Below are 24386 nucleotides of genomic sequence, written 5' to 3'. Positions count from 1 at the left end.
CATGCGCGCACTGGCCACCCGGCCACAACGACTCGCCCTGGTCTGCGCCCTGATCTCGGCCGCCACGCTCGGGACCGTCAGCGCGTCGGCGGCCTCGGCCTCCGGCGAGTCCACGGTGCCGACCGCGACGGCCGTGACGGCCCAGTACCCGTCGCACGCCAGGACCACCGAGCCGCCCAAGGGAGCCCCGCCGGCCATCGCCTACCGGCCGACCGCGCACGCGCCCGGCGATGTGAACACCGCCGACGACGCGTTCGCGGCCTGCATGCGCGGCCATGGCCAGAAGGTCTTCCCGGACTTCCACGCCTCGAAGGACCGGCAGGGCCACATCCGGTTCGAGGTGAGGATGAGGGCGAGCAAGGGGTTCGACCCGACGTCGAAGAGCTACCGGGCCGCCGTGAAGGCGTGCGCGCCGATCCTGAAGAAGGCCGGCATCACCTTCTCGTCGGGGACCGGCCTGCCTCCGCTGCCCGTCCCGGGCAAGCCCGGCGGCGAACACGGCACCGGCTCCGGCGGCGGCTCGGTCAAGCTGCCGCCCCGCCTCCACACGGAGAAGGGCGAGCCGGGCGCACCCGACCTGCCCTCGTTCTCCAGCTCGATCGAGAGCGCCTGAGCCTGCGCGGAGGGGGAACAGCGTGGCCCCGGACGGGATCGACTCCCGTCCGGGGCCACGTGGTTCACGCTCGACGCGCGGTCGACCCGCCGTAGCCCGGCGGTCGGTTCGCGGTCAGCCGTCGAGCGACGTCATCACGTGCTTGATGCGCGTGTAGTCGTCGAAGCCGTACGCGGAGAGGTCCTTGCCGTAGCCGGACTTCTTGAAGCCGCCGTGCGGCATCTCGGCGACCAGCGGGATGTGGGTGTTGATCCACACGCAGCCGAAGTCGAGGGACTTGGACAGACGCATCGCGCGGCCGTGGTCCTTGGTCCACACCGAGGAGGCGAGGGCGAAGTCGACGCCGTTGGCCCACTCGATGGCCTGGGCCTCGTCCGAGAAGGACTGGACGGTGATGACCGGGCCGAAGACCTCGTTCTGGATGATCTCGTCGTCCTGCTTGAGGCCGGAAACGACGGTCGCGGCGTAGAAGTAGCCCTTGTCGCCGACCTGCTTGCCGCCCGCCTCGACCTTGGCGTGGGCGGGCAGGCGCTCGATGAACCCGGCGACCTGCTTGAGCTGGTTCGGATTGTTCAGCGGGCCGTAGAGCACGTCCTCGTCGTCCGGCTGCCCGGTCTTCGTCTCCGCGGCGGCCTTGGCGAGCGCGGTGACGAACTCGTCGTGGATGGACTCCTGGACGAGGACGCGGGTGGCGGCCGTACAGTCCTGGCCGGCGTTGAAGAAGCCCGCGACCGAGATGTCCTCGACCGCCTTGGCGATGTCGGTGTCCTCGAAGACGACGACCGGGGCCTTGCCGCCGAGCTCCAGGTGGACGCGCTTGACGTCCTTGGACGCGGACTCGGCGACCGAGATGCCCGCGCGGACCGAGCCGGTGATGGACGCCATCGCCGGGGTCGGGTGCTCGACCATCGCGCGGCCGGTGTCGCGGTCGCCGCAGAGGACGTTGAAGACGCCCTTGGGCAGGATGCCGCCGATGATGTCGGCGATCAGGACCGTGGAGGCCGGGGTGGTGTCCGACGGCTTCAGGACGACCGTGTTGCCCGCGGCGAGGGCCGGGGCGAACTTCCACACCGCCATCATCATCGGGTAGTTCCACGGCGCGACCTGGGCGCAGACGCCGATCGGTTCGCGGCGGATGATCGAGGTCATGCCCTCCATGTACTCGCCGGCCGAGCGGCCCTCGAGCATGCGGGCGGCACCCGCGAAGAAGCGGATCTGGTCGACCATCGGCGGGATCTCCTCGGACCGGGTCAGTCCGATCGGCTTGCCGGTGTTCTCCACCTCGGCCGCGATGAGCTCCTCGGCCCGCTCCTCGAACGCGTCCGCGATCTTCAGGAGGGCCTTCTGGCGCTCGGAGGGCGTCTGGTCGCGCCAGGCCGGGAAGGCCGCGGCGGCGGCCGCCATCGCGGCGTCGACGTCCGCCTGGCCGGAGAGCGGCGCGGTCGCGTACGCCTCGCCGTTCGCGGGGTTGACCACCTCCGTGGTCCGTCCATCGGCGGCATCGCGGAACTCTCCGTCGATGTAATTGCGCAGACGACGCAGCTCGGTGCTCACTGCCCGGCCCTCCTGTCGGATGTCCAACGACCCAGGTGTCCAGTACCTGAGATGCCTGAGACCCCACCCTAATCCGTGGCTCGACGTTTTCAACACCCCCGCGCCGCTCAGAACTGCGAAATCCGCAAGACACGTACCCGTAAACAACGAATTTCATCGCCGCATGCTTGCGGAACTATCGAGACGTCGTGCACAGTGAGCTCGTGGCCAGTCGAAGCGCGGAACCAAGGGACTCCCGCGAGTCCAGGAACGGCAGTCCCCAGTTGGATGCCGTCTCCCTCGCCATCATCGAGCAGCTTCAGCAGGACGGACGCCGCCCGTACGCCGCGATCGGCAAGGCCGTGGGCCTCTCCGAGGCGGCGGTGCGCCAGCGCGTCCAGAAGCTGCTCGACCAGGGTGTCATGCAGATCGTCGCCGTCACGGACCCGCTCACCGTGGGATTCCGCCGGCAGGCGATGGTCGGCGTCAACGTGGAGGGCGACCTCGACCCGGTGGCCGAAGCACTGACTGCCATGTCGGAAGTCGAGTACGTGGTGATGACCGCGGGCTCGTTCGACATCCTCGCCGAGATCGTCTGCGAGGACGACGACCACCTGCTGGACGTCATCAACAAACGCATCCGGGCCCTGCCCGGGGTGCGCTCCACCGAGAGCTTCGTCTACCTGAAGCTCAAGAAGCAGACCTACATGTGGGGAACCCGATAGCCGTGAGCACCAAGGACCTCAGCAAGACCGCGTACGACCACCTGTGGATGCACTTCACCCGCATGTCCTCGTACGAGAACGCGCCCGTTCCCACCATCGTCCGTGGTGAGGGCACCTACATCTACGACGACAAGGGCAAGCGCTACCTCGACGGTCTCGCGGGCCTGTTCGTGGTCCAGGCCGGCCACGGCCGCACCGAGCTGGCCGAGACGGCCTTCAAGCAGGCCCAGGAGCTGGCCTTCTTCCCGGTGTGGTCCTACGCCCACCCCAAGGCCATCGAGCTGGCCGAGCGCCTCGCGCACCACGCGCCGGGCGACCTGAACAAGGTGTTCTTCACCACCGGTGGCGGCGAGGCCGTCGAGACCGCGTGGAAGCTGGCCAAGCAGTACTTCAAGCTGCAGGGCAAGCCGACCAAGTACAAGGTCATCTCGCGTGCGGTCGCCTACCACGGCACCCCGCAGGGCGCCCTGTCCATCACCGGCCTGCCGGCCCTGAAGGCTCCCTTCGAGCCGCTGGTCCCGGGTGCCCACAAGGTCCCCAACACCAACATCTACCGCGCCCCGCTCTTCGGCGACGACCCCGAGGCCTACGGCCGCTGGGCCGCCGACCAGATCGAGCAGGAGATCCTCTTCGAGGGCCCGGAGACCGTCGCCGCGGTCTTCCTGGAGCCGGTGCAGAACGCCGGCGGCTGCTTCCCGCCGCCGCCCGGCTACTTCCAGCGCGTGCGCGAGATCTGCGACCAGTACGACGTGCTGCTGGTCTCGGACGAGGTCATCTGCGCCTTCGGCCGCCTCGGCACGATGTTCGGCTGCGACAAGTTCGGCTACGTACCGGACATGATCACCTGCGCCAAGGGCATGACCTCGGGCTACTCCCCGATCGGCGCGTGCATCGTCTCCGACCGCGTCGCCGAGCCGTTCTACAAGGGCGACAACACCTTCCTGCACGGCTACACGTTCGGCGGCCACCCGGTCTCCGCGGCCGTGGCGCTCACCAACCTCGACATCTTCGAGCGTGAGGGCCTGAACCAGCACGTGCTGGACAACGAGGCCAACTTCCTGCAGACCCTGCAGAAGCTGCACGACCTGCCGATCGTCGGCGACGTCCGCGGCAACGGCTTCTTCTACGGCATCGAGCTGGTGAAGGACAAGGCCACCAAGGAGACCTTCACGGACGAGGAGTCGGAGCGCGTGCTCTACGGCTTCGTCTCCAAGAAGCTCTTCGAGTACGGCCTCTACTGCCGCGCCGACGACCGCGGTGACCCGGTCATCCAGCTGTCGCCGCCGCTGATCTCCGACCAGTCGACCTTCGACGAGATCGAGGGGATCGTCCGTCAGGTCCTGACGGAGGCGTGGACCAAGCTCTGATCCCGCGCCCCTGATCCGATCCCGCGCTGCTGATCCCGCACCTCGGATCCCGCACCTCGGATCCCGCACCTCGGATCATCGGTCGCGGGCCCGGCTCCGCCGATCTGCCGTCGGCGGGCTCCGGCCTTCGCCGGACTGATCAACACCGGCCCCGGTGGCGCCCGTTCGAGTGAGAATGGGCGGCCCGGGGCCGCGTGCTGTCCGGCCTCCCGGCCCCGACTCCCTAGCGTGCGCAGTGACCGATCGGCCCTGCCTTCGTTCCCCCGTCCGGGGGACCGAGCGACCTCGAAGAGGTCGCCGGGCACGGCACATCAGATCTGAACGAGGTGTACGCGATGGTGGCCCCGCCTGACAACGACGTGCTCTGGGCACGCGCCCTGCACGTCAAGCACAACGGCTCGCCCGCGCTCAGCGGTGTCTCGCTCGGCGTCCGTGAGGGCGAGATCCTCGCCGTCGGCGGCCCGCGCGGCAGCGGCAAGACGACCCTCCTGCAGTGCCTGTCCGGCCAGCTGCTGCCGCAGCAGGGCGAGGTCTGGTTCAACAGCTCGCCCGTCCACACCATGGGCCCGCTCACCCGGGAGCGGCTGCGCCGCGACCGGTTCGGCTGGATCGATCCGGTCCCGTCCCTGGTCCCAGAGCTGAACGCCTGGGAGAACGCCGCCCTCCCGCTGATGCTGCGCGGCTGGGCCCGCCGGGCCGCCAAGACCGCCGCCCTGGAGTGGCTGGAGCGCCTCGACATCGGCGGCTGCGCCCGCAAACGCCCGCACGCCCTGCTCATGGCCGAGCGGCAGCGCGTCGCCATCGCCCGCGCCCTCGCCCCCACCCCCACCGTGCTGTTCGCCGACGAGCCGACGGCCCCGCTGCACCGCGCCGACCGCGCCCATGTGCTGCGTACGCTCACCACGGCGGCGCGCTCGCACGGCATCACCGTCGTCCTCGCCACCCACGACGCGGACACGGCGGCGCTCGCCGACCGTACGGTGTCGCTGCTCGACGGACGGCGTGTGAACACCGTCCACCTGCCCCCGGTCGCCGAGGCGGAAGGCCGGGCCGCGTGCTCGCTCTCCGTCTAGCCCGCAGGGGCAACCCCCTCGTCCAGCTCGGCCGGCTCCTGGTCGCCACCGCCTCCGCGGGCACCGGGTTCCTGCTGCTGTGCACGCTGGGATACGCGATGAGCCATCCGGACGCCTCGGCCGCCGGCGCGCTGCGCCTGGCCTGGTGCGTCGCCCCCGTCGCCGCCACGGTCTATTTCGCCGTCGCGGTGGCCCGCACCGACCCCGGCACGCGCCCCCGGGCCGGCCTCTCCGCCATCGGCCTCGGCCCGGGCCGGCTGATGGCGATCTCCGCCGCCACCACGGCCCTGTCCACCCTCCTCGGCTCGCTGCTCGCCCTGCTCCTCTTCCTCCACCTGCGCGGCGACCTGACCGGCATCCCGTTCGACGGCGCGGCGGCGGAGTTCCTCGCCGCCGGCCAGTCCCTGCCCCTGCCGGCGGCCCTGACGCTGCTCGCCCTGGTGCCGATCGCGGCCTCGGGCGCGGCCGCCCTGGTCCTGCGCCCCCGGCACAGCGGACCGCGGCGCACCGCCTGGGCGTACGGCCGCACCTGGATGTCGGCACGGCAGAACGCGGTCGCGACCGCTCCCCCGCGCGGTCCCGCGCGGGGTGGACAGCACACGGGCGGCCGGCGCGGCGCACCCGCGGCCTCCGCCGGAACCGGCACGGCCGACGGATTCGAGGACGCGGAGGCGGACACCGGGGCCACGGCCCCGCCGGAGCCCCGCCCCCGTACCCCGGACGCCGCCGCGGACGCCGACGGCCCCGACTTCCACTGGACGGCCGAGGCGCTCGCCGGCGAGGACACCCCTCGCGGGACCGACGGGAACACGGCGCAGGGGAACACCACGCAGAGGGTGGGTGCGCAGGACCGTTCGGCCGCCGTCACCCAAGGGCCCTCCGGGACACCGGCCTCGTACGAGGGTGCCGACCACGCGCAGGCACACCAGGACCGGCGGCCGGCCGCCGAGACCGACGCCCGTCGGCTGCCGCCGCCGGAGACCTCGCCGAACGGGCTCCCCTGGGGCGCGGCCACGCTGGCGGCCGGACTGGCCGTGGAGACGTACGCGAGCCGGTCGGGACCCGCGCCGGCGCTCGCGCTGCCCGGCGGTTTCGTCGGCGGTCCGGCCGGGGTGGTGCTCGGCTGGGTGCTGACGGCGGTCGGTCTGGCCCTCGCGGGGCCCGCGATCACCTATCTGTGCGGGCGGCTGCTCCAGGCCGTACGCCCCGGCGCGCTGCGCCTGCTGGCCGGGCGGGTGCTCCAGGCGGAGGCGCGGCGCATCGGGCAGCCGCTGGGCGTGGTGTGCGCGGTGGCGTCGGGCGGGTTCGCCATGACGACGCTGTACACCGGTTCCCGGCCCGCGTTCGGGCCGCTGACCACCCTCGGGGCCCTGCTGGTCGCCGGGTGCACGCTGCTGACGCTGGCGACCGCCGCCGTCGAGGCGAAGCAGGAGCGGGCGGACACCACGGCGGCCCTGCTGCGGCTGGGCGCGCCCACCGCGACGCTGCGCGGCGCCGCGGCCCTGCGCGTCGGCGCGCTGTTCGCCGTGTTCGCCCCGCTGACCTGGACGGTCGCCGAGCTGGCCGCGCTCCCCTTGACCCGCTGATCCGTCCACGGACCGGTCCACGCGATCGCGGCGGAATTGGGTCCGTGCCGGGCGATGAGTTCCGGACGGACCCCCGGTCTATCCCTGCGAACGGCACAACACTGACGGGAGACCCTCACATGTACCAGCAGATGATCTTCGTGAACCTGCCGGTGTCCGACGTGGACACCTCGAAGAAGTTCTTCACGGAGCTCGGCTACACGATCAACCCGCAGTTCTCCACCGACGACTGCGCCTGTGTGGTGATCAGCGACACGATCATCGCGATGATGCTCAGCAAGCAGCGCTACGCGGACTTCACCAAGAAGCAGATCGCGGACGCGACCAAGACCAGCGAAGTGCTGCTGTGCCTGAGCGCCGAGAGCCGCGAGAAGGTCGACGAGCTGGTCGACGGCGCGATCGCCGCGGGCGGCTCGGCGACCGGCGACACGCAGGACCAGGGCTTCATGTACGGCCGCGCCTTCGACGACCCGGACGGCCACACCTGGGAGGTCATGTGGATGGACCCGACGGCGGTCCAGGGCTGAGTCCGGCCGTCCCGGTTCAGCTCCCGGGGCCGGTGCGCGGTACGGGGGTCCGCGCGCCGGCCTCGTGACGTCGGTCTCCGGGAACCCGGCCCGGCCCCCGCACGGTCCCGGCGTCCCGTGGCGTCGCCCGGCACGGTGTCACCCGCGTTGCGGGTGCGTTCGGGTGATGCGACGTCACCGCGAAGTGTCGTGCCGGGTACCGCGAACCCCGGGTGTCCTCCGAACGGCACCCCTAGCATGGCCGCGTGCAGCCGACTCCCCTCCACGCATCCCATGACCGTGAGATCGAATCCCTCACCGAGTTCGACGAGGTCGTCTCGGCCGGCGCCACGCTCGCCGGGTTCCGTGTCCAGGCGGTCGACCTGACGCGCCGTACGAAGGAACTGCTCTCCGTGGACACCACGGGTGCCGTGTTCCTGGGCTGCCCGATGGAGGCCGAGGCCGCCGCCGGTGTCCGGGCCTCGGGCGCCCTCGTCTTCCCGCCCGTACCGGGGCTGCCCCTCGATCCCTACCGGGGCTGTCTCTACTCCCCCGACGAGCTCTTCGCCTCGCTCGACGCGGGGTACGAGGCGACACCCGACGCCCGTGCGTACGCCTGGTTCCAGCAGACCAAGGCCGACGGCGACATCTTCGCCTCGATGGTGCGCGCGGTGCACGACGACTCCGTGTCGGACGCCCTCGACGAACTCCTCGTCGGCGCACGGGTGGTCGGCGTGATGGGCGGCCATGCGATGGCACGGGGCACGGAGGCGTACGCGGGGGCCGCGCGGCTCGGCCGGGAGCTCGCGCGCTCCGGCCTGACGGTCGCCACCGGCGGCGGTCCGGGCGCCATGGAGGCGGCGAACCTCGGCGCGTACGCGGCTCCCTTCGACGACGGCATGCTCGACGAGGCGCTGCACGTCCTGGCGGCCGTCCCCTCGTTCACCCCGTCCATCACCGACTGGGCGCGCGCCGCGTTCGAGGTGCGGGAGCGCTGGCCGTCGGGTGGCCCCTCGGTCGGCATCCCCACCTGGTTCTACGGGCACGAGCCGCCGAACGCCTTCGCCGCGCACATGGCGAAGTACTTCGCCAACGCGACCCGCGAGGACGGGCTGCTGGCTCGCTCGAACGCGGGGGTCGTCTTCTTGCCGGGCGCCGCCGGGACCGTACAGGAGATCTTCGACAACGCGACCCCGAACTACTACGGGTCGAGGGGCGAGCCCACCCCCATGGTCCTGGTGGACCGTGCGCACTGGACCGAGAGGTATCCGGCCTGGCCGCTGCTCAGGGCGTTGGCGCGGGAGCGTGCGATGGAGTCGCGGATCGCGCTCGTCGACCGTGTTGATGACGCTCCGGAAGCACTCAAACACCTCGGCGGTTAATGACTCGGCAAAGCCAACGGCGAGGCAGGGCATATGCATTGACAGCACTTAGGTGGCGCTTATAAACCTGTGAAACTCCTGGGGGTGCTGTTGCCACGGAATGAATCGCAGCAAATCCCCCGACACCCCCCGCAGTTGCGCAACCTGTGAAGGGCAATCGTGTCCATATCTCGACGCACCGCACGTACCGTGCGAATCCTCGGCGTTGCTTCCGCCTCCGCCGCGCTCACGCTCGGCATCGCCGGCAACGCGCTCGCTTGCAACATCCGTGACTTCTCGGCCGCCGCTTCCTGCGACGACGGGAAGGGCATCATCACCGTGACCGACACGGACGCCTCCGCCAAGGAAGCCACCGTCACGGTCTACCTCGAGTCGAACGGCGCCGACGAGCGGCAGGTCGGCTCCAAGACGGTCACCGGCAGCCGCGAGGGTGCCACCGTCACGTTCTCGGAGGACTGGGCTCCCGGAGCCAAGTACCGGGTCCACATCACGGTTCCCAAGCTCGTCGACGCGGACGTCTCGCCTATCACGACGGCGCCGTCCGAGGCCTGCACCACGAAGTCGGAGTCCCCGTCGCCTTCGGACAGCCCGGAGCCGTCGGAGACCCCCTCCGGCTCGGAGACGCCGTCCGACTCGGCGACCCCGTCGGACTCGGAGAGCAGCGCTGCCCCGGCGACGCCGGGTGACAACCAGCCGTCCGCGGCGGCCGGTGAGTCCAACCTCGCCGAGACCGGCGCGGACTCCAACACCCCGATGATCGCCGGTATCGCCGGTGCGCTCGTCGTCGTCGGTGGCGGAGCGGTCTTCTTCGGCATGCGCCGCCGCGGCGCCTCGAAGGCCGGCTGACCCGTATCCCGTACGACCGTGTGGCCCGCCTCCTCAACGGGGGCGGGCCACACGGCTGTCCGGGCACAGCGGCCGGACAGCGCCTCCGGCCGGACGGCCGACCGCCCTCTGCCCCGCGCCTCTCTCCCGGGCACGACGATCCCGGCGTACTACGGCCCGAGCACGACGATCTCGGCGGCGTCGAACTCCACCCCGACCACGTCCCCGGGCTCCGGAGCGTCCCGCAGCGCGCATGCCGCCTCCAGCCGGGGCGCGTCCCGCGGCTGGAGCTGTACGGCGACGTGGGTGCCCCGGAAGGTGCGTGCGGCGACCGTGCAGCGCAGCCCGTCCGCCGGGGCCACGAGCCGTACACCGGCGGGCCGTACGAGGAGCGTGCCCGGTCCCTGGGGGGCACCCTCGGGCACCGGGACCTTGCCCCACGGGGTGTCGGCGGCCGCCGCGCTCACCGTCGCCTCGACCACGTTGTCGAAGCCGAGGAAGCGGGCCACGAACGCGTCCGCGGGACGCTGCCAGACCTCAAGTGGCGTACCGGACTGGGCGATCCGCCCGTCGCGCATCACCACGACCCGGTCGGCGAGCGCGAAGGCCTCGCCCTGGTCGTGGGTGACGGCGAGCACCGTGGTCCCCAACTCGCCGAAGAGGCCGCGGAGTTCGACGACAAGCCGTTCGCGCAGCGAGCGGTCCAACTGCCCGAGCGGTTCGTCGAGCATCAGCAGGCGGGGGCGGGGCGCCAGGGCGCGGGCCAGCGCGACGCGCTGCTGCTCGCCCCCGGAGAGGGAGGCGACGGCGCGGTCGCGGGCTCCGGGCAGTCCGACCAGGTCCAGCAACTCCCCCACCCGGGCCGTCTGTCCGCTTCTCGACGTGCCGCGCATCCGCAGCCCGAAGGCCACGTTGCCGCCCACGTCCCGCTGCGGGAAGAGCTGATGGTCCTGGAACATCAGGCCGACGCCCCGCTTGTGCGCGGGAACGCCCGCCTGGTCCTGTCCGTCCAGCAGCACGTGGCCCGCGTCCAGGGCCTGCAGTCCGGCCACCGTCCGCAGCAGCGTGGACTTGCCGCTGCCGCTCGGCCCGAGCACGCACACGATCTCGTGCTCGGCGACATCGAGGTCGACGGCGTCGAGCACGGCCCGGCCACCGAAGCGTACGGTCGCGCCCTGCAGGCTCAGCAGCATCTAGAACTCCCCGGTCCGGTCGGTCCGCATCCGCTCCAACAACAGCAGCGCCACCGCGCACACCACCATCAGAATCGTCGAAAGGGCCATCGCCTGGCCGTAGTTGAGATCGCCCGCCCGTCCGAGCAGCCGGGCCACGGCGACCGGCAGCGTGGGGTTGTCGGGCCGTGCGATGAAGACCGTCGCCCCGAACTCCCCGAGGGAGACGGCGAAGGCGAATCCGGCCGCGATCAACAGCGCCCGCCGCACCATCGGCAGATCGACCTCGCGCCACACCCGCCACGGCGAGGCCCCGAGCACGGCCGCGGCCTCCCGCAGCCGCCCGTCCACCGCGCGCAGCACGGGCAGCATCGTCCGTACGACGAAGGGGACACCCACCAGCGCCTGCGCCAGCGGCACCAGGATCCAGCTCGCGCGCAGGTCGAGGGGCGGCTCGTCCAGGGCGATCAGGAACCCGAAGCCCACGGTCACCGCGGAAACACCGAGCGGCAGCATCAGCAGGGCGTCGAAGCCCCGCATCAGCCGGCCCGCGCGCCGGGTGAGGGCCGCCGCCGCCAGACCGCCGATCAGCACGGCGATGGCGGTGGCGGCGAGCGCGTACTCCAGCGAGTTGCCGATCGCCTCGATCGGGGCGACGAGGAAGACGCCTCCGTCGTCGTCGGCCAGCGCCCGGTAGTAACCGAATCCCGGGGCGTCGAGGGAGCGCTGGACGAGGACCGCGAGCGGCAGCACGAGGAGGACGCCGATGCTCGCCAGCACCCCCGCGAGCAGCGCCCACTGCCCGGCCCCGCGCGGCCGGCGCGCGGTCGTCTCCGGGGCCACCAGACGCAGGGCGGTCTCCCGTCGGCGTACGGTCGCGGCGTGTACGGCGAGGATCGCGCCCACCGCCACGAACTGGACGATCGTCAGCACCGCCGCCGTCGTGAGGTCGAAGATCTCGGAGGTCTGCCGGTAGATCTCGACCTCGAGGGTCGAGAAGGTGGGGCCGCCGAGGATCTGCACCACACCGAACGAGGTGAAGGTGAAGAGGAAGACCATGAGGGCCGCCGCGGCGACGGCCGGCCCGAGCGCCGGCAGCGCCACCCTGCGCCACGCCGCGAAGCGCGAGGCGCCGAGCACGCGCGCGGCCTCCTCCTGGCGCGGGTCGAGCTGCGACCAGAGTCCGCCGACGGTCCGTACGACGACCGCGTAGTTGAAGAAGACGTGCGCGAGCAGGATCGCCCACACCGTGGTGTCGAGGCGCACGCCCCACAGCTCGTCGAGCAGCCCGCCGCGGCCGACCAGCGCGAGGAACGCCGTGCCGACGACCACGGTGGGCAGCACGAAGGGCACGGTCACCACGGCCCGGAGGATCTGCTTGCCCCGGAAATCGAAGCGCGCGAAGACATACGCGCCGGGGAGCGCCACCAGCAGCGTGAGCACCGTCGAAGCGAGCGCCTGCCAGGTGGTGAACCACAGCACGTGCCGGATGTCGGACTGGGCCGGCACCTCCCAGATCCGGTCCAGCTGCCAGCCGCCGTCCGTGTGGAGCCCGCGCGAGACGATCGCGATGACGGGGTAGGCGAAGAAGACGGCGAAGAACGCGACGGGCAGGGCCATCAGGCCGAGCCGCGCCGCGTTCCGCCCACGGGCCTTTCGCGGAGCTCCGCCGGTCCCGTCGGCTCGGCCCGCTCCCTCGGCTACTTCAGTACGAGCGAGGTCCACGACTTGACCCACTGGTCGCGTTCGGCGGCGATCTTCTCGGGGGCCAGGGTCTCGGGGTCCTTGGCCGGCGGACCGTACTGCGTGAACTCCGGCGGCACCTGCGCGGCCTCGCGCACCGGGTAGACGAACATGTTGAGCGGCATGTCGTCCTGGAACTCCTTGGTGAGCATGAAGTCGAGGAGCGCCTTGCCGCCCTTGGCGTTCTCGGCGTTGCTGAGCAGACCCGCGTACTCGACCTGCCGGAAGCAGGTGCCGGTCGCGACACCGGTCGGAGCGGTGGTGGGCTTCGGGTCGGCGTAGATGACCTCGGCGGGCGGCGAGGAGGCGTACGAGACGACGAGCGGCCGGTCGCCCTTGGCCTTCTTGCCGCCGGCGGACCCCGAGAACTCCTCGTTGTAGGCCTGCTCCCAGCCGTCCACGACCTTCACGCCGTTGGCCTTGAGCTTCTTCCAGTAGCCCTCCCAGCCCTTGTCGCCGTAGTGCGCGGCGGACCCGAGCAGGAAGCCGAGGCCGGGCGAGGACGTGGAGGCGTTCTCGGTGACGAGGAGGTCCTTGTACGCGGGCTTGACCAGGTCGTCGAAGGACTGCGGCGGCTTCAGCTTGTGCTCGCTGAAGTACGCCTTGTCGTAGTTGACGCAGATGTCGCCCGAGTCGATGGGCGTGACCCGGTGCTTGTCCTGGTCGGTCCGGTACTCGGGCAGGACCAGATCCGCGCCCTTGGCCACGTACGGCTGGAACAGCCCGTTGTCGAGCGCGCGGGAGAGCAGGGTGTTGTCGACGCCGAAGAAGACGTCGCCCTGCGGGTTGTCCTTGGTCAGGATGGCCTTGTTGACGGCCTGCCCGGCGTCGCCGTCCTTGAGGACCCGGACCTTGTACCCGGACTGCTTCTCGAAGTCCTTGAGCACGCTCTTCGACACGACGAACGAGTCGTGGCTGACGAGCGTGATCGTCTTCGGTTCGCCCGAGCCTGCGGCGTCGGACGAGTCGCACGCGGACAGTGCCGGCAGCGTGACGAGGCCGAGCCCGACGGCCAGGGCCGCGAACCGCCTGTTGGTGATGCTCACTGATTCCTCCTGGGTGACCAGGAAGAGACGCGGCCCTGCCCAGGGCCTCTGACGGTCCCGGGCAGGGCGCAACAGCTTGAGTAACGACCGAACTTCCTACCCAGAATGACCTGGGCAAGGTTCAGAGGGTCTGCGGGCTGTCCCGCACTCTCAGCGCTGTGGCGCTCCCCTGTCGGAATATGAAGATGTCGGAATACGAAGAGATACTGACGCGGCTCAGACTACCGCTCGGTCGCGGCGAGCTGACCACACGCTCCGTCGATCTCCTGGCCACGGGTGTCCCGGACGGTCACCGTCACGCCATGGGCGGCGATCGCCTCGACGAACGCCTTCTCGTCCTCGGGCCGCGAGGCGGTCCACTTCGAACCCGGGGTCGGGTTCAGCGGGATGAGGTTGACATGCACGGGCCTGCCCTTGAGCATCCGCCCGAGCCGGTCACCACGCCACGCCTGATCGTTGATGTCGCGGATCATCGCGTACTCGATGGACAGGCGCCGCCCGGACCTGTCCGCGTACTCCCATCCGGCGTCCAGCACCTCGCGCACCTTCCACCGCGTGTTCACGGGGACGAGGGTGTCGCGCAGCTCGTCGTCCGGGGCATGCAGGGAGATCGCGAGCCGGCACTTGAAGCCCTCGTCGGAGAACCGGTTGATGGCGGGGACCAGCCCGACCGTCGACACGGTGATACCGCGCTGCGAGAGCCCGAGCCCGTCCGGCTCGGGGTCGGTGAGGGCCCGGATCGCCCCGACCACACGCTTGTAGTTGGCGAGCGGCTCACCCATGCCCATGAAGACGATGTTGCTCAGCCGCGCGGGACCCCCGGGGATCTCGCCGTCGCGCAGCGCCCGCATACCGTCGACGATCTGGTGCACGATCTCGCCGGTCGACAGGTTCCGGTCGAGGCCGGCCTGCCCGGTGGCGCAGAACGGGCAGTTCATTCCACAGCCCGCCTGCGAGCTGATGCACATGGTCACCCGGTCCGGGTAACGCATCAGCACGGACTCGACGAGCGTGCCGTCGAAGAGCCGCCACAGGGTCTTGCGCGTGGTGTCCTGGTCGGTCGACAGATGCCGTACGACCGTCATCAGCTCGGGAAGCAGCGCCTCCTGGAGCTTGCCGCGCGAGGCGGCCGGGATGTCCGTCCACTCGGCGGGGTCGTGCGCGTACCGGGCGAAGTAGTGCTGCGAGAGCTGCTTGGCGCGAAACGGCTTCTCACCGATCGCGGCAACCGCCTCTTTGCGCTCGGCAGGCGTGAGATCGGCAAGGTGCCGCGGCGGCTTCTTGGCTCCGCGCGGCGCGACAAAGGTGAGTTCTCCGGGCTTCGGCATAACCCTTCCAGTGTCGCAGATCAATACCACCGGCCCAGGCCACAGTGGGGTGGGGGCGGTCACGCCGATCGTGCGGGTCCGTGGCCGTTCCCGCCGCCGCTCACCGGTCACCGCGCCGGCCGACTGCGAACCCGGGTGACCGCCCCGGCCGATCTACCGGCCCCGCCCCGCCACGACGATGTCCGCTGCCATGCACCTCAGTCGTCGTGTCGTCGAACGCAGCCGAAGGTCTTCCTGGACCTGGGCGTGCCAGGATGCCGAGGACAGGACCGCGAGCACGTCGACGGGGCAGGAGCCAGCCATGATCAGCGGTGCACATGTCATCCTCTACAGCCAGGACGCCGAGGCGGACCGCGCCTTCCTCCGTGACGTCCTCGACTTTCCCGGCGTCGACGCGGGCGGCGGCTGGCTCATCTTCAAGCTGCCCCCGGCCGAGGTGGCCGTGCACCCGACCGACGGGCCGCCCCAGCACGAGTTCTTCCTGATGTGCGACGACCTTGATGCCCAGCTCGGCGAGTTCCGCGCACAGGGCGTCGAGATCACCCGCCCGGTCAGCGAACAGCGCTGGGGCAGACTGACTGCGATCCGGCTCCCCAGCGGCGCCGAACTCCCGCTGTACGAACCACTGCACCCCATCGCCCACAGCCTGTGACCCCCACAGCACTTGGCTCAGCGTGCCGAATCCCAGCGGAGCGCCCCGTCTCCCGGCGGCGGCTCATCACTGCAGCTCAGGCAGAGGGCGGTCGTCGATGACGTTCTTCATGACAAGGGTGGAGGTCAGTCGCTGGACGCCGGGCAGCCTGGCCAGCTGCTGGTCGTAGAGCTGCTGGTAAGCGACCAGGTCGGCGGTCGCGATGCGCAGGAGGTAGTCCGGTTCACCGAAGAGGCGCTGGGCCTGGATGACGTGCGGGATGGCCGTCACGGCTTCCTCGAAAGCGGTGACGGTGTCGGGGTCCTCCCAGCGCAGGGTGGCGAAGACGAGGGTTTCGAAGTCCAGGCCGACGGCGGCCGGATCGACGACGGCACGGTAGCCGCGGATGGCTCCCCCACGTTCGAGGTCGCGGGGCAGTCACCGCTTCCCGGCCCCTACCGGTGACAGCATTCCGGCTTCGCGCGGACGGCCGGACCCAGGCCGGAGGATCACCTGCGCGGGTCGGACCCGAGCGGGGGGAAGCGGAGCCGTATGGGCCGGAAGCCTTCCCCGGTGTTCCCCATGGCCTCCGACGCCGATGCGGCGCGTGGCGTGTTGATAGCCTCAGCGCGCCCTGACCAGCGCACTCGCCCTGGAGCGGGTCCTACCGCTGGTTCTTCCAAGGGGTGACGTGATCAAGCGGATACACAAGGCCGCCGGGGTGGTCCTGGCGGCAGGCGTCGTCTTGTCCGGATGCGGCGGTACGGAGTCCGAGGGAGCGAAGTCCTCCTCGAGGCCTACGCCGACGGCGACGGCGACGGCGACGGCAAGCTCCCTCGGCGCGGCCGACCAGCCCGGCACCGAGGACACCAGCGGCAACGCCGATGCCACACTCCCCGGTATCTGGATCTCTCTCACCTCCGGGTTCGACACCGGAGACAGAGCCAGGCTCAGCATCGACGATGGCTGGCGGGCCGAAGTGGCCGGCAAGCACTACTGCCGGGGCAGGGTTTCCAAAGAGGACGGCCTGTATGTCGTCAGACTCAAGTGCGCCGACGGCAACACCGACCGGACGGTGGGGCGGGTCTACGGGCTGACGGAGGACGCCATGACCGTCGACTGGGAAGGGTTCGGGGCAGACAGCTTCCACGAGGCCGGCAGAGCCTGAACGGGAGGGCAGAGCCGATGGGCGCCGCCCCCCACTACCACCGCGCACGGCGCCCCCCGCTGGACAGAGACCACGCGAGGGGCGATCCGCCTGACGATCTCTGGACGGCGAGCAACCCGGCGAGCAGTGCAGCCGCCGACGCAGGGGCAAGTGGTGCCGGCCGCCGCCCCGAGCCCCCGCGAAAGGCGCCCGGAGCGCGCGACCGCAGCCACCGCCGTCGGCTCGGACAGGTCCCCCGGCGGTCCCGAGCAGACCCGGACGGCCCGAGCGGTCGCGGGCTACGCGAACTGGCCGGGCTGGTAGCCGCCGGCGGGCTGCTGGACGATGACGTTCCCGCGGTTGAACGCGTTGATGATGGCGATGCAGCACACCAGCGCGGCGAGCTGCTCCTCGTCGTAGTACTTGGCGGCGTTCGCCCAGCACTCGTCCGTGACCCCGCCGGCCGCGTCGGCGATGCGGGTGCCCTGCTCCGTCAGCTCCAGGGCGGCGCGCTCGGCGTCGGTGAACACCGTGGCCTCGCGCCAGGCCGCGACCAGGTTGAGACGCACCGAGGTCTCGCCCGCGGCGGTGGCGTCCTTGGTGTGCATGTCGGTGCAGAACCCGCAGCCATTGATCTGGCTGGCGCGCAGCTTCACCAGTTCCTGCGTCGCGGCCGGCAGACCCGAGTCGTCGAGCGCCTTGCCCGCGGCGACGATGTGCCTGGTGAACTTGGCCGCGACCGGGCTGGCGAAGAGGTTCAACCGAGCTTCCATGATGGGCTCCTGTGTCGTCGTTCGTGGTTACACCTCTTCGACGGAACGACTCCCCACGATGTGACACGACGGAATGTGACCTGCGTCTCACCCCTCCCGCGACGGGAAGCTCCACTCCACGCGTTCCAGGTCCGCCGCCGCCGACGACAGGCTCACGCTCGGGCCCCAGCCACAGCCGGAGCCACAGCAGCAGCCGGAGCCGGAGCCGGAGCCACGATCTCGCCCCCGATTCCAGTTCGCGCTCCGGCCTGAACCCCGGCTCCGGCCCCAACAGCCACCCCTCTGGCGCCGCCGACAGCGGCAGTGACATGGGCAGGATGCTGCCGCGACGTCACACCAAGCCCTAGAATCGAATACGTGTACGAATCAGTGTCCCGCCTGGAGCACCTGCGCAGCGTCCGCGCATGGCTGCTCTGGCAACTGCGCCGCACCGACGACACCATCGCCGAACTGGAGCGGCAAGAAGTCATGGCCACCCGTGCTGCCCGCACCTTGCCCCCACCGCCCCGCGGATGGAAGCTCGCGTTGCGGCGTGCGGGCGGCGACAAGGCCACCCCCGACGCCGTCCACACGGGCGACTGCGGCATGGCGGGAAAGAACACGAAACCACTGGCACGCGAGCAGGCCCTCAGGGCGCTCACCGAAGACGGCGTCACGGCATGCCCGTACTGCCGCCCCGACACGGATCTGGGTGTCCTGTGAACGACGAACACACACAGCCCGAGGACGGGTGCGGCGCACCCATCGTCGTCCAGCGCGCGGGGGGAACCGGCGGCCGCCGGGTGACGATCCGCGCCCGGAACGCCGGCATCGCCCACAGCGACGCCGATCTGGTCGAGTTCCTGCGCCGCGCGGGCCTCCCGGACGCGGGGGATCTCCTGGACGACCCGCGCTGGGTGGAATGGCAGGACGGCCGGCCGCACGAATACGACACCACCCCTCCCGGTCACATGGATCACGGTGCGGTGATCAGATGACCCGAAGGGGTGGTGTCGTAGCTGTGCACGGAATAGCTGTGCACGGAATAGCTGTGCAGCGAATAGCGGCGTGCGGAGCGGCTGGATGCGACGCGGCTTGGTGCGGGAGAGCGCCGGTCAGCCGGATCCGACGAAGAGCACGAGCAGCAGCCAGACCACCGGAGCCGTCGGGAGCAAGGAGTCCAGACGGTCCATGATGCCGCCGTGGCCCGGCAGCAGGGTGCCCATGTCCTTGATGCCGAGGTCCCGCTTGATCATGGACTCGCCGAGGTCACCGAGCGTGGCGCTGGCCGCGACCGCGAGGCCGAGGATCAGACCCTGCCACCAGGTGCCGTCGTCGATCAGGTACTGCATGCACAGCGCGCCCGCCGCCATCGCGAAGGTGACCGCTCCGAACAGACCCTCACGGGTCTTTCCGGGGCTGATCCGCGGCGCCAGCTTGTGCTTGCCGAAGCGCCAGCCGACGGCGTACGCGCCCGTGTCGCTGACCACCGTCAGAAGCAGGAAGGTCAGCACGCGGCGCGGGCCGTCGTCGGCCGTGAGCATCATGGCCACGAAGGTCGCCAGGAACGGCACGTAGAAGGCCGCGAAGACCCCCGCCGTGACGTCCCTGAGGTAGCCCTCGGGCGGTTCCGTCATCCGCCAGACCAGGACGGCCAGTGCGGTGAGCGCCATGGCGACCCACGCGCCCTCGGCACCGCGCACGTATCCGGCGACGACCATGGCGGCCCCGCCGAGCGCCAGCGGCACGAGGGGCGCCTTGATGCCCTTGCGCTCCTCCAGCCGTGAGGTGAGCTCCCAGAGCCCCACCACCACGGCGACCGCTATCACGCCGATGAAGACGGCCTTGACGACGAACAACGACGCGACGATCACCGCTCCGAGCCCGACGCCCACTCCTATGGCCGCGCCCAGGTCGCGTCCCGCACTCTTCTTCTGAGGTGCGGGGGCGGGCTGGGGGGCGGCGCTGGGCATGGGCTCCTGCGGACTCTGCGGGTTGTGTGACGGCTCCCCGTAGGGCGCCGTCGTCGGTGTCTCGTCGCGGACCGAAGGGCCGCTCAGCCGAGCGGCCCCCCTGTCGTCATCCTGGTCTCCGCCGTCTGCGGGTACGTCGGGCACGGTGGGCATGGGCCGAGTGTGCTGCGCGTCATGCGCATCGTACGTGGGAACCGCCGGGGTTGCCCCCTGGACAGGTCCCTGCTCGGACGGCCCCCAGTACCCGGCTTGTGGCGGCGCCCCCCAGGAAGAGTCGTTCATCAGACCTCGAGCAGCTCCGCTTCCTTGTGCTTCAGGAGCTCGTCCACCTGGGCGACGTACTTCGCCGTGGTGTCGTCGAGCTCCTTCTCCGCGCGACGGACCTCGTCCTCGCCGGACTCCTTGTCCTTGACGAGCTTGTCGAGAGCGTCCTTGGCCTTGCGGCGCACGGCGCGGATCGAGACCTTGGCGTCCTCGCCCTTGGTCCGCGCGACCTTGATGTAGTCCTTGCGGCGCTCTTCCGTCAGCTCAGGGAAGGTCACCCGGATGATGTTGCCGTCGTTGCTGGGGTTGACGCCCAGGTCGGAGTCGCGGATCGCCTGCTCGATGTTGCGCAGCGCGCTCTTGTCGAACGGGGTCACCACGGCCATGCGCGGCTCCGGCACGGAGAACGAAGCCAGCTGGTTGATCGGCGTCAGCGCGCCGTAGTAGTCGGCCACGATCTTGTTGAACATCGCCGGGTGCGCACGGCCGGTGCGGATCGCGGCGAAGTCCTCCTTGGCGACCACGACGGCCTTCTCCATCTTCTCCTCGGCCTCGAGGAGGGTCTCTTCGATCACCACTTGCTCCTGCGTGTCTTGAGTAGGCCCGGCAGCTGTTTCCTCGTCGGGGTCGGCGGCCGGCTGCGTCGCGTCTTATTACTGCACGGTTCCGGACCGGCAGGACATTGTCCATCCCCCGGTCAGGGTCCGTCCTGGACCGGGACTGGTGCCCGGTCCGGAGCGTTCCCCGTCAGGCGCGGCCGCTCTGGTCGCCCACGAGTGTGCCGATCTTCTCACCCTTGACCGCCCGCGCGATATTGCCCTCCGCCAGGAGCTCGAAGACCAGGATCGGCAGCTTGTTGTCCCGGCACAGCGTGATGGCGGTCATGTCGGCGACCTTTAGGTCCCGGGTGATGACCTCGCCGTAGCTGAGCGAGTCGAACTTGACGGCCTCGGGGTTGGTCTTCGGGTCGGAGTCGTAGACACCGTCCACGCCGTTCTTGCCCATGAGGAGCGCCTCGGCGTCGATCTCCAGGGCGCGCTGGGCGGCCGTGGTGTCGGTGGAGAAGTACGGCATGCCCATACCGGCGCCGAAGATGACCACACGGCCCTTCTCCAGGTGCCGCACGCCGCGCAGCGGGATGTACGGCTCCGCGACCTGGCCCATGGTGATGGCGGTCTGGACGCGGCTGTCGATGCCCTCCTTCTCCAGGAAGTCCTGGAGAGCGAGGCAGTTCATGACCGTGCCGAGCATGCCCATGTAGTCGGAGCGCGCCCGGTCCATGCCGCGCTGCTGGAGTTCGGCCCCGCGGAAGAAGTTGCCGCCGCCGATGACGACGGCGATCTGGGCACCGCCGCGCACGACGGCCGCGATCTCGCGGGCGATCTTGTGCACCACGTCGGGATCGACGCCCAGTCCGCCGCCGCCGGCGAACGCCTCGCCGGAAAGCTTCAGCAGAAAGCGTCCCGCGCCTTTGCCGTCGTCGGTCTTATCGCCCTTGCCGGCCTGGGTGGTGGTCATGGAGATCTCCTCATGGTGCACATACGAAGAAGGCCATTGCCGGTGGGGTGTTGTTCGCATCCCATGCTCGGCAATGGCCTCCTCGTCAGATCTGCTGTCGTCCGGCACCCGCGCGTGGGTGCCGGCGTACGCGGACGACTGCTGTCGACCCTATCGGGGTCGCGCGTCGATCGCCGTACGGACTCAGATGCCGACCTTGATGCGCGAGAAGCGCTTCAGGGTGACACCGGCCTCGTCCAGAACCTTCTGGACGGACTTCTTGTTGTCGAGCGCGTACGGCTGACCGAGGAGGGTGGCCTCCTTGAAGAAGCCGTTGACGCGACCCTCGACGATCTTGGGGAGGGCGGCCTCGGGCTTGCCCTCGGCGCGGGTGGTCTCCTCGGCGACGCGACGCTCGGTCTCGACGACCTCGGCCGGGACGTCCTCACGGGAGAGGTACTTCGGCGCGAAGGCGGCGATGTGCTGCGCGATGCCCTTGGCGAGGTCGGCGTCGGCCTTGTCCAGCTCGACCAGAACACCGATCTGCGGGGGCAGGTCGGGCATGGTGCGGTGCATGTACGCGGCCACGAACGCGCCGGAGAACTGGGCGAAGCGGTCCAGGACGATCTTCTCGCCCAGGTTGGCGTTGGCCTCGTCGACGAACGCCTGAACCGTCTTGCCCGGCTCGATCTCGGAGCCGAGGAGCGCGGCGATGTCCGCCGGGGAGGTCGCGGCGACGTGCTGGGCGATCTGGTTGGCGACGGCCTGGAACTTCTCGCCCTTGGCGACGAAGTCCGTCTCGCACTTCAGCTCGACCAGGACACCGGAGGTGTTGTCGTCAGCGATGATGGAGACCACGGCGCCGTTCTCGGCGGAGCGGCCCTCGCGCTTGGCGACGCCCTTCTGGCCCTTGATGCGCAGAGCCTCGACGGCCTTGTCGACGCTGCCGTCGGCCTCGTCCAGCGCCTTCTTGCAGTCCATCATGCCGGCGCCGGTGAGCTCACGGAGCTTCTTGACGTCGGCGGCGGTGTAGTTCGCCATGATTCCTGGAATCTCTCTCGAAGTCTGAAGATCTACGGGACGAACGGCGGGGGCTTTGTGGGCCCCCGCCGTTCACAAACCCGAAAGGGTGAGGGGTCAGGCCTGCTCGGCGTCCGTGGCCGGCGCCTCGGCGGCGGGGGCCTCGGCGGCGGGCGCCTCGACAGCCTCGGCCTCGGCGGCCGGAACCTCGGCCTGCTCGGCGTCGGCGACCTTCTCCGTCTCGGCGGAGGTCTGGACCTCGGGCTCGTCGGCCTTCTTCTCGCCCTCGAGCAGGTCACGCTCCCACGCGGCGAGCGGCTCGCCCGCGGCCTTGTCACCCGCGGCCTTACCGGCACCGGAGCGGGAGATGAGGCCCTCGGCGACGGCGTCGGCGATCACGCGGGTGAGCAGGGTGACGGAGCGGATCGCGTCGTCGTTGCCCGGGATCTTGTAGTCGACCTCGTCGGGGTCACAGTTGGTGTCGAGGATGGCGACGACCGGGATGTTGAGCTTCCGGGCCTCGCCGACCGCGATGTGCTCCTTCTTGGTGTCCACGATCCAGACGGCGCTGGGCACCTTCTGCATCTCGCGGATACCACCGAGGGTCTTCTCCAGCTTGGCCTTCTCGCGCGAGAGCACGAGAAGCTCCTTCTTGGTGAGACCGGAGGCGGCGACGTCCTCGAAGTCGATCTGCTCGAGCTCCTTGAGGCGCTGCAGACGCTTGTAGACGGTCGAGAAGTTGGTGAGCATGCCGCCCAGCCAGCGCTGGTTGACGTAGGGCATGCCGACGCGGGTGGCCTGCTCGGCGATGGCCTCCTGCGCCTGCTTCTTCGTGCCGACGAACATGACCGTGCCGCCGTGGGCGACGGTCTCCTTGACGAACTCGTAGGCGCGGTCGATGTACGACAGCGACTGGAGCAGGTCGATGATGTAGATGCCGTTGCGCTCCGTGAAGATGAAGCGCTTCATCTTCGGGTTCCAACGACGGGTCTGGTGACCGAAGTGGACGCCGCTTTCCAGCAGCTCCCGCATCGTGACGACGGCCATGGCCGTTCTCCTCGGTGTTCTCGGTTGTACCGCGTGTGCCGGACGGCACACGCGCCTGACGCCCGCGATGCGCCTTGCCACAAAGGACCGAGAGGCGCTGACACCGGTCGGTGACGACCAGGTGCCGGGGCGTGCGAAGTCGACTCGGTGACCCGAATCGCCATCAGAAGTGTACGGGACCCGAGAGGGGCCGGGTGACGCCGCTGTCCACAACCGGCCGGTACTCCACAGATCCAGGCCATGATCCGCTCGATGCGGGACCGTTCTCGCATGCGAGTGAACCGATGTGCGCGTACCTGGCCGGGCCTGCTCCTGGGCCTGACCCTGACCGTCCTGGGCGCCCTGCCTCCCTCGGCCCTGGTCCACTCGGCCATGGCCCCCTCGGCCCTGGTCCATGGGAGTGGCCCCGCACCCCCGCCCCCACCCCCGCCCCCGCCCCCGCCCCCGCCCCCGGCCACCGTGCCGGGCGCGGGCTCCACCGTCCCGCCCCGAGCGGACGCCGCTCTCCCGCCGGGAGCCGACTCGGCTTTCCCGGCGGCGGCCGACTCAGCCGTTCCGCCGGCGGCCGACCCCTCCGTCCCTGCGGTCGCCCGCGCCTGGCCCGTGGGTGTCCGCCCGTCCGTCGTACGGGGCTGGGAACCCCCGGAGACGGCCTACTCCCGGGGTCATCGCGGTGTCGACCTCGCGGCCGTCCCCGGCACTCCGGTGCGTGCCGTCGCACCCGGCCGGGTCTCCTTCGCCGGCCGGGTCGCGGGCCGTGGGGTGGTCTCGGTGGAGCTGTCGGACACGGGAGCGCCCCCGCTGCGGACGACGTACGGTCCGGTGCGGGCATCGGTACGCAAGGGCGACGAGGTCCTCGCGGGCGAGGTACTGGGCACCGTGGAGTCGGGGGACGCCCACTGCGGGCCGACTGCCTGTCTGCACTGGGGGCTGCTCAGAGGCAGGACCTACCTGAACCCGCTGTCCCTGCTCCCGCCGTGGCTCCTGATCAGGGGCCCGTCCCGCCTTCTGCCGCTCGCCGAGAGCGACGCACGGCCCTGACCCACGGCCCTGACCCACGGCCCGGAACCCCAGAGCAACGGATACGTGGGCAGCGGCATGAGGACCAGGAGATCCGCGCCGGAACCCCGTCGGGTCCCCGAACACACGCCAGGGG

Annotated in this window: 24 protein-coding genes, 1 pseudogene and 1 riboswitch; of the genes and pseudogenes, 13 read left to right on the top strand and 12 right to left on the bottom strand. The window is 70.5% G+C overall.

Annotated features, from left to right (window positions below; all coding sequences use genetic code 11):
* The first annotated feature begins 1 nt into the window (after position 1).
* Complete coding sequence (locus OG788_RS31925) at positions 2-613, top strand: hypothetical protein (RefSeq protein WP_406374680.1); 612 nt, start codon at positions 2-4, stop codon at positions 611-613.
* Between the two features lie 114 nt (positions 614-727).
* Here the strand turns inward: OG788_RS31925 and OG788_RS31920 are convergent, their stop codons facing one another.
* A complete protein-coding gene (locus OG788_RS31920) occupies positions 728-2167 on the bottom strand; it encodes a gamma-aminobutyraldehyde dehydrogenase (protein WP_266763217.1) in 1440 nt (479 codons plus the stop codon).
* 188 nt (positions 2168-2355) lie between these two features.
* On the opposite strand from OG788_RS31920, the gene OG788_RS31915 reads away from it, so the two are divergent.
* The 7 genes from OG788_RS31915 to OG788_RS31885 all read left to right on the top strand — a co-directional run bounded on the left by OG788_RS31915 (position 2356) and on the right by OG788_RS31885 (position 9631).
* Positions 2356-2871 carry an Lrp/AsnC family transcriptional regulator gene (locus OG788_RS31915; RefSeq protein ID WP_351540434.1) on the top strand — a complete coding sequence of 172 codons (516 nt, stop codon included), beginning with the start codon at positions 2356-2358 and terminating at the stop codon, positions 2869-2871.
* Positions 2856-4238, top strand: coding sequence for an aspartate aminotransferase family protein (locus OG788_RS31910; protein WP_351540436.1), 1383 nt, complete (start codon positions 2856-2858; stop codon positions 4236-4238). Before OG788_RS31915 ends, OG788_RS31910 begins: the two co-directional genes overlap by 16 nt.
* A 335-nt stretch (positions 4239-4573) precedes the next feature.
* Complete coding sequence (locus OG788_RS31905; RefSeq protein ID WP_406374679.1) at positions 4574-5311, top strand: ABC transporter ATP-binding protein; 738 nt, start codon at positions 4574-4576, stop codon at positions 5309-5311.
* Positions 5293-6897: a hypothetical protein gene (locus tag OG788_RS31900; RefSeq protein ID WP_406374678.1), complete on the top strand. Its 1605-nt coding sequence runs from the start codon at positions 5293-5295 to the stop codon at positions 6895-6897. Before OG788_RS31905 ends, OG788_RS31900 begins: the two co-directional genes overlap by 19 nt.
* Before the next feature lie 119 nt (positions 6898-7016).
* A complete protein-coding gene (locus tag OG788_RS31895; protein ID WP_406374677.1) occupies positions 7017-7424 on the top strand; it encodes a VOC family protein in 408 nt (135 codons plus the stop codon).
* Positions 7425-7669: 245 nt separating this feature from the next.
* Complete coding sequence (locus OG788_RS31890; protein ID WP_406374676.1) at positions 7670-8785, top strand: LOG family protein; 1116 nt, start codon at positions 7670-7672, stop codon at positions 8783-8785.
* 189 nt (positions 8786-8974) lie between these two features.
* Positions 8975-9631: an LAETG motif-containing sortase-dependent surface protein gene (locus tag OG788_RS31885; RefSeq protein WP_351540448.1), complete on the top strand. Its 657-nt coding sequence runs from the start codon at positions 8975-8977 to the stop codon at positions 9629-9631.
* Between the two features lie 149 nt (positions 9632-9780).
* On the opposite strand, the gene OG788_RS31880 is transcribed toward OG788_RS31885, so the two are convergent.
* The 4 genes from OG788_RS31880 to rlmN all read right to left on the bottom strand — a co-directional run bounded on the left by OG788_RS31880 (position 9781) and on the right by rlmN (position 14899).
* Positions 9781-10803 carry an ABC transporter ATP-binding protein gene (locus OG788_RS31880; protein WP_406374675.1) on the bottom strand — a complete coding sequence of 341 codons (1023 nt, stop codon included), beginning with the start codon at positions 10801-10803 and terminating at the stop codon, positions 9781-9783.
* A complete protein-coding gene (locus OG788_RS31875) occupies positions 10804-12507 on the bottom strand; it encodes an ABC transporter permease (RefSeq protein WP_406374674.1) in 1704 nt (567 codons plus the stop codon).
* Positions 12483-13571 carry a thiamine ABC transporter substrate binding subunit gene (locus OG788_RS31870; protein ID WP_406374673.1) on the bottom strand — a complete coding sequence of 363 codons (1089 nt, stop codon included), beginning with the start codon at positions 13569-13571 and terminating at the stop codon, positions 12483-12485. The genes OG788_RS31875 and OG788_RS31870 overlap by 25 nt, the downstream gene beginning before the upstream one ends.
* A 75-nt stretch (positions 13572-13646) precedes the next feature.
* A riboswitch (TPP riboswitch) is annotated at positions 13647-13752 on the bottom strand.
* A gap of 40 nt (positions 13753-13792) precedes the next feature.
* Positions 13793-14899 (bottom strand): 23S rRNA (adenine(2503)-C(2))-methyltransferase RlmN, encoded by a 1107-nt coding sequence (gene rlmN / locus OG788_RS31865; protein ID WP_351540456.1) that lies wholly within the window; start codon positions 14897-14899, stop codon positions 13793-13795.
* Between the two features lie 301 nt (positions 14900-15200).
* Here rlmN and OG788_RS31860 point away from each other — a divergent pair, with 301 nt between their 5' ends.
* Positions 15201-15551 carry a VOC family protein gene (locus OG788_RS31860; RefSeq protein ID WP_406374672.1) on the top strand — a complete coding sequence of 117 codons (351 nt, stop codon included), beginning with the start codon at positions 15201-15203 and terminating at the stop codon, positions 15549-15551.
* Between the two features lie 66 nt (positions 15552-15617).
* On the opposite strand, the pseudogene OG788_RS31855 reads toward OG788_RS31860, so the two are convergent.
* Positions 15618-15962 (bottom strand): annotated as a pseudogene (locus OG788_RS31855) (Lrp/AsnC family transcriptional regulator); the annotation flags it as partial.
* 259 nt (positions 15963-16221) lie between these two features.
* Between OG788_RS31855 and OG788_RS31850 the strand changes: the two are divergent.
* Positions 16222-16698 carry a hypothetical protein gene (locus tag OG788_RS31850; protein ID WP_406374671.1) on the top strand — a complete coding sequence of 159 codons (477 nt, stop codon included), beginning with the start codon at positions 16222-16224 and terminating at the stop codon, positions 16696-16698.
* A 278-nt stretch (positions 16699-16976) separates the two neighbouring features.
* Here the strand turns inward: OG788_RS31850 and OG788_RS31845 are convergent, their stop codons facing one another.
* On the bottom strand, positions 16977-17450 hold the full coding sequence (locus tag OG788_RS31845; RefSeq protein ID WP_266763202.1) for a carboxymuconolactone decarboxylase family protein: 474 nt from the start codon (positions 17448-17450) through the stop codon (positions 16977-16979).
* A 357-nt stretch (positions 17451-17807) separates the two neighbouring features.
* On the opposite strand from OG788_RS31845, the gene OG788_RS31840 reads away from it, so the two are divergent.
* Positions 17808-18152, top strand: coding sequence for a DUF6233 domain-containing protein (locus tag OG788_RS31840; RefSeq protein ID WP_406374670.1), 345 nt, complete (start codon positions 17808-17810; stop codon positions 18150-18152).
* Positions 18149-18427: a hypothetical protein gene (locus tag OG788_RS31835; RefSeq protein ID WP_406374669.1), complete on the top strand. Its 279-nt coding sequence runs from the start codon at positions 18149-18151 to the stop codon at positions 18425-18427. The genes OG788_RS31840 and OG788_RS31835 overlap by 4 nt, the downstream gene beginning before the upstream one ends.
* A 117-nt stretch (positions 18428-18544) precedes the next feature.
* Here the strand turns inward: OG788_RS31835 and OG788_RS31830 are convergent, their stop codons facing one another.
* The 5 genes from OG788_RS31830 to rpsB form a co-directional block, all read right to left on the bottom strand.
* A complete protein-coding gene (locus OG788_RS31830; RefSeq protein ID WP_406374668.1) occupies positions 18545-19684 on the bottom strand; it encodes a phosphatidate cytidylyltransferase in 1140 nt (379 codons plus the stop codon).
* On the bottom strand, positions 19684-20241 hold the full coding sequence (gene frr, locus OG788_RS31825; RefSeq protein WP_037625129.1) for a ribosome recycling factor: 558 nt from the start codon (positions 20239-20241) through the stop codon (positions 19684-19686). The genes OG788_RS31830 and frr overlap by 1 nt, the downstream gene beginning before the upstream one ends.
* A 172-nt stretch (positions 20242-20413) precedes the next feature.
* On the bottom strand, positions 20414-21184 hold the full coding sequence (pyrH, locus tag OG788_RS31820; RefSeq protein WP_266763197.1) for a UMP kinase: 771 nt from the start codon (positions 21182-21184) through the stop codon (positions 20414-20416).
* A 183-nt stretch (positions 21185-21367) separates the two neighbouring features.
* Positions 21368-22204: a translation elongation factor Ts gene (gene tsf, locus OG788_RS31815; protein ID WP_351540507.1), complete on the bottom strand. Its 837-nt coding sequence runs from the start codon at positions 22202-22204 to the stop codon at positions 21368-21370.
* Positions 22205-22300: 96 nt separating this feature from the next.
* Positions 22301-23230 carry a 30S ribosomal protein S2 gene (gene rpsB, locus OG788_RS31810; RefSeq protein ID WP_356468478.1) on the bottom strand — a complete coding sequence of 310 codons (930 nt, stop codon included), beginning with the start codon at positions 23228-23230 and terminating at the stop codon, positions 22301-22303.
* A 372-nt stretch (positions 23231-23602) separates the two neighbouring features.
* Here rpsB and OG788_RS31805 point away from each other — a divergent pair, with 372 nt between their 5' ends.
* Positions 23603-24271, top strand: a complete 669-nt coding sequence (locus tag OG788_RS31805) for a murein hydrolase activator EnvC family protein (RefSeq protein ID WP_406376900.1) — start codon at positions 23603-23605, stop codon at positions 24269-24271.
* Positions 24272-24386 lie beyond the last annotated feature (115 nt).

The sequence above is a fragment of the Streptomyces sp. NBC_00647 genome, from assembly GCF_045207245.1.
Taxonomy (GTDB): Bacteria; Actinomycetota; Actinomycetes; order Streptomycetales; family Streptomycetaceae; genus Streptomyces.
Note: the sequence above shows the minus strand (reverse complement) of the source record. Positions and strands in the feature narration are given on the sequence as shown.

Coding starts and splice junctions, on each gene's coding strand:
- OG788_RS31925 (WP_406374680.1), top strand. CDS start 2: ATGCGCGCACTGGCCACCCGGCCACAACGACTCGCCCTGGTCTGCGCC.
- OG788_RS31905 (WP_406374679.1), top strand. CDS start 4,574: ATGGTGGCCCCGCCTGACAACGACGTGCTCTGGGCACGCGCCCTGCAC.
- OG788_RS31895 (WP_406374677.1), top strand. CDS start 7,017: ATGTACCAGCAGATGATCTTCGTGAACCTGCCGGTGTCCGACGTGGAC.
- OG788_RS31880 (WP_406374675.1), bottom strand. CDS start 10,803: ATGCTGCTGAGCCTGCAGGGCGCGACCGTACGCTTCGGTGGCCGGGCC.
- rlmN (WP_351540456.1), bottom strand. CDS start 14,899: ATGCCGAAGCCCGGAGAACTCACCTTTGTCGCGCCGCGCGGAGCCAAG.
- OG788_RS31860 (WP_406374672.1), top strand. CDS start 15,201: ATGATCAGCGGTGCACATGTCATCCTCTACAGCCAGGACGCCGAGGCG.
- OG788_RS31845 (WP_266763202.1), bottom strand. CDS start 17,450: ATGGAAGCTCGGTTGAACCTCTTCGCCAGCCCGGTCGCGGCCAAGTTC.
- OG788_RS31830 (WP_406374668.1), bottom strand. CDS start 19,684: ATGAACGACTCTTCCTGGGGGGCGCCGCCACAAGCCGGGTACTGGGGG.
- pyrH (WP_266763197.1), bottom strand. CDS start 21,184: ATGACCACCACCCAGGCCGGCAAGGGCGATAAGACCGACGACGGCAAA.
- tsf (WP_351540507.1), bottom strand. CDS start 22,204: ATGGCGAACTACACCGCCGCCGACGTCAAGAAGCTCCGTGAGCTCACC.
- rpsB (WP_356468478.1), bottom strand. CDS start 23,230: ATGGCCGTCGTCACGATGCGGGAGCTGCTGGAAAGCGGCGTCCACTTC.
- OG788_RS31805 (WP_406376900.1), top strand. CDS start 23,603: ATGGCCCCCTCGGCCCTGGTCCATGGGAGTGGCCCCGCACCCCCGCCC.